The organism is Sphingomonas sp. (genome assembly GCF_035758555.1).
In the GTDB taxonomy this organism is placed as follows: domain Bacteria; phylum Pseudomonadota; class Alphaproteobacteria; order Sphingomonadales; family Sphingomonadaceae; genus Sphingomonas_B.
Window position 1 is genome coordinate 1 of sequence record NZ_DASTXI010000056.1, and the last position, 3,956, is coordinate 3,956.

Consider the following 3,956-nt stretch of genomic DNA (forward strand, 5'->3'; position numbering starts at 1 on the left):
TGCCGCGATCGCGAACCGGTGGGCGGAGCGGCTCGGCTCGGCTCGGCGCTTTCCCGATATGCACGCTGCGTTCCTGGAGGAATGCCATGCGGCAGGGCAGGTTCGGCCCACACCTTTGATCCTGCGTTACCAAGCCGGCGATTGGAACGCGCTGCACCAGGATGTTTACGGCGAGCATGTGTTTCCGTTGCAGGTCGCAATCCTGTTGTCGGCGCCCGGCCGCGAATTCGAGGGCGGCGAGTTCGTGCTGACCGAGCAGCGGCCGCGGATGCAGTCGCGCGCGGAGGTGGTGCCGCTGACGCAGGGCGACGCTGTCGTGTTTCCGGTGCGCGAGCGGCCGGTGAAGGGGAGCCGCGGCGATTATCGCGTGCAGATGCGGCACGGCGTCAGCCGGGTGCGCGCCGGGCTGCGTTTCGCCCTGGGGATCATCTTCCACGACGCCAGATGACGTCGCTTCCATCCAATCGGCTGGCCTTCCATCTGCTATGATAGCCGAACGGGTCGCCTGATCTCATCCCACAAGGGAGCGAGTTGATGGCCACGATTGTCGCGCGGACGCGGCCGGTCTGGACTGCCGACCGGATTTTCTTCGGCTCGGTGGCGGTCGCGCTGGGGTTGACCACGTTCATCGGCTTTGCGCCGAGCTATTACCTGCACGGCTATTTCGATCGGCCGGCGGTGCCGCCGATCCTGCACGTGCACGGGCTGATCTTCACTGCCTGGGTCCTGACCTATGTCGGCCAGACGGCACTGATCGGCGCCGGCCAGCCCAAGTTGCACCGCAGGATCGGCGGTTTTGCCGCAGTACTGGCGCTTGTTGTCTTCCTGCTGGGCGTCACGGTCGCGATCGAGCGCGGGCGCCATGGCACGCCGCCGCCGGGACGCGACCCGGCGGCGTTCCTGATCTTCCCGTTCGTCAGCATCGGCATGTTCGCGTGGCTGTGCGGTCTTGCGCTGCTGCGCCGGAACAAACCGCAGCATCACAAACGCCTGATGATGCTGGCCACGCTCTCGCTGTGCGTGACGCCGATGGCACGGCTATCCAGGATGCTGCACTGGCCGGTGATTTCACCGGTCGGCGGCATGCTGATCGCCGATCTCTTCCTGGTCGCGCTGGTCGGCTTCGATCTGGGAACGCGCGGGAAATTGCATCCGTCGACACTGCTGGGCGGCGGCATATTTTTAGTGTCCGAGCCGCTGCGCGTGATCGTGAGCCAAAGCCACGCCTGGCAGAGCTTCGCGCACGCGCTCATCGGTTGAGGCCTTCGTTCCGCCGCGCTGCCGGGTTGCATGTCCGGACGGCAGCGGCCATGCGCGTGCCTCATGCAGACAGTGGCAGGAGAGGGCATGCGGCGGGCGATCGGCTTTTCACTTCTGATGCTGTCCGCCTGCGTGGCGCCGAGCCGCCCCGTGCCGAAGCCGGTTCCGGTCCCGACGCCTACGCCGACTCCGACCCCCGCACCGTCCCCGGTCCCGCAAGGCGATGAATGGCGCGACTGGCCGCTGACGCCCGGCGACTGGAGCTATCGCCCTTCCACCAGGGAAGCGGTTTACGGTCAGGCCGGCACGGCGCCGTTGCTGGTGCTGCGTTGCGATCGCGCGGCGCAACGCGTGCGGTTGATCTGGGCGACCACGGCCGCCGGACCGCTGACGATCCGCACGACCGACGGCGCGACGCCGCGCGCGGCCGGACGCGGAGCCGCCGGTCTGGAGGTGGATTTTGCCGCGCGCGATCCGCTGCTCGACGAGATGGCGTTCAGCCGCGGCCGGTTCATGCTGCTGGCCGGCGGGCAGGCGCTGATCGTGCCGGCCTGGCCGGAAGTGTCGCGGGTTGTGGAGGATTGCCGTTAGCCGCTTCGTCCCGAAGCAGCACAACCCAACCAGATTCGCGCAAATAATTTTTCTTTTCAAGACTTGATCGGCGATTCGCGGCGATTCACATTCCTGACGTGCACCAGCCGGTGCACATTGGCTTCAACAGCGAAAGGAGGTGATCCGATGTCTCATGGTTCAGCAGAGAGGTCGGTCAAGTCCGTTCGGGAGCTGCGCGCCTGAAGGGCTGCAGCCTATAGGCTTCCGGGCGGCCTTCCGGCCGCTGACCATGTAAGGGGTTGCCGGGTCTTCGGGTCCGGCAACCTTTTTCATTTGGGGTGCGCGCGCCGCCAGTTCCGCTCCTCGCGTTCCAGCAGCTCCTCGCGGACATAGAGGTAGCTGAGCGCCAGGTTGATCTCGATCAGAAACAGCACCAGCCCGGCGACCAGCAGCGCCATGCCGAGCACGAACGCGATCGCCACCGCGACGCGGAAGGCAAGGCCGGCGAGCTGGGTGATGAACAGCAAGGCGACCAGCGAGCAGACGACGATGGCGCTGGCTACGATCAGGGCGATGGCTGCGTTGGCGAGCCGCATCCGCCGATCGACGATCCTGAGCTCGCGGACATAGCGCTGATGCTCCTCGCCCTCGCTGTTCGCGTGCAATTGCTCCAGCACGCGCGAACGGTCGACGACGCGGGCCAGGCGCCCGGCCAGCACGTTCAGGATCGATCCGATCCCCGCCAGCAGGAAGACCGGCGCGATCGCCAGCTGGATCGTCTGCGCGATCGTGGAGACGGCAGGCAGGTCGAACATGGCGACCGGATTGGCGCGAGACCGCCGATCCGGTCAAGCGCGCAGGTTCAGGCCACCGGCTTCTTGAAGCGGAACACGAAACGGTCGGTCTTGCCGCGGATGGCCGGATCGAACACGTTCTTGCTGTGGTCGTCTTCGGGCATCCGGAGCATGTCGCTCTGGCCGTCGAGCACGAATCCGGCGCGCTGGAAATCGGCCTTGACCGTTTCCGGGTCGATGCGGTGGAGCTTGTCGACGATCGCACGCGTGTCGCCGGCCGGACCGACATGATCGACGACGGCGACGATCCCACCCGGCTTCATCGCCGCATACAGCGCCGCGAGCACCTGGTTCGGATCGGTCCGCGGCACCTTGAACTTCTCGCTTTCCCAATAGAAATCGTGATAATTCAGATGGATCATCGCGAAGTCATAAGCATTCGGCGCCATCGAGGCGCGGAAGTCGGTGACCAGCTTCACATTGGGCTCGCGTGCGGTCATCGCGTCGATCTTGTCCTTGCCCATTTCGTAGAAATTGGCCGGCTCGAATGCGACGACGCTGCCCTGCGGCCCGACCGACTGCGCCATCAGCTCGGCATAATAGCCGGTGCCGGTCAGCACATCGATCGCGTTCATGCCCTTCTTCAGGCCCATGAAGTCGAGCACGTCGGCCGGGTGCCGCCCGGCATCCAATGCGCGGGCGTCGGCGGGACGGCCGCTGAAGTCGATGGCGGGCTGATAGTCGGCGGGCTTGGCGTGGGCGGTCGTGGCGGCAAGCGCGATCGAGGCGAGGAGAAGAGGCAGGCGCATCGGTTCGTCCCCCGAGAGTGGAGCGCGGACATTCTGCCTGTTTTCGTTCCGGCTCAAGTCCGGTCATCGACACGGATCGACGGTTCGTCGATGGGCGTCAGAGCAGCAATTTCGCGCCCACCAGCGCCAGCGTCAGCGCCAGCATCGGGGTCAGCACCCGATCGGGCATGCGGCTCGCGATCAGGCTGCCGGCGACGATGCCCGGAATCGAGCCGATCAGCAGCGACAACAACAGGCCGACATTCACCGTGCCCATCGCGAAATGCCCGAGCCCCGCGATCAGCGTCAGCGGCACGGCATGCGCAATGTCGGACCCGATCAGCCGCGCCACCGGCGCGCGCGGATACAGCACCAGCAAGGCCGTCATGCCGAGCGCGCCCGCCCCGACTGAGGTCAGCGTGACCAACGAGCCGAGCACGACGCCCAGCCCGATCGTCAACCACATGATCCGGCGGTCCTCCAGCTGGCCGAAAGACCCGCTCAGCCGTTCGACGATGCGCTTCCTATACAGCGTCGCGATGCCGGTCAGGATCAGCGCGAC

At 66.2% G+C, this 3,956-nt stretch carries 6 protein-coding genes; 3 read left to right on the forward strand and 3 right to left on the reverse strand.

Translation table 11 applies throughout. The features are described from left to right. The 3 genes from VFT73_RS03180 to VFT73_RS03190 form a co-directional block, all read left to right on the forward strand. Window positions 1-448, forward strand: a 448-nt coding sequence (locus tag VFT73_RS03180) for a 2OG-Fe(II) oxygenase (protein ID WP_326408701.1), incomplete at its 5' end; no start/stop codon positions are given. Window positions 449-534: 86 nt separating this feature from the next. Next, entirely contained in the window at window positions 535-1,260 is a 726-nt protein-coding gene (locus tag VFT73_RS03185) for a hypothetical protein (RefSeq protein WP_326408702.1), read from the forward strand. 87 nt (window positions 1,261-1,347) lie between these two features. Continuing rightward, a complete protein-coding gene (locus VFT73_RS03190) occupies window positions 1,348-1,851 on the forward strand; it encodes a hypothetical protein (RefSeq protein WP_326408703.1) in 504 nt (167 codons plus the stop codon). A gap of 290 nt (window positions 1,852-2,141) precedes the next feature. On the opposite strand, the gene VFT73_RS03195 is transcribed toward VFT73_RS03190, so the two are convergent. From VFT73_RS03195 to VFT73_RS03205, 3 genes are all read right to left on the reverse strand, one after another. Then, window positions 2,142-2,627 (reverse strand): DUF2721 domain-containing protein, encoded by a 486-nt coding sequence (locus VFT73_RS03195; protein ID WP_326408704.1) that lies wholly within the window; start codon window positions 2,625-2,627, stop codon window positions 2,142-2,144. 47 nt (window positions 2,628-2,674) lie between these two features. Next, a complete protein-coding gene (locus VFT73_RS03200) occupies window positions 2,675-3,415 on the reverse strand; it encodes a class I SAM-dependent methyltransferase (RefSeq protein WP_326408705.1) in 741 nt (246 codons plus the stop codon). A 97-nt stretch (window positions 3,416-3,512) separates the two neighbouring features. Next, window positions 3,513-3,956: sulfite exporter TauE/SafE family protein (locus VFT73_RS03205; protein ID WP_326408706.1), on the reverse strand; the 444-nt coding region annotated here is incomplete at its 5' end.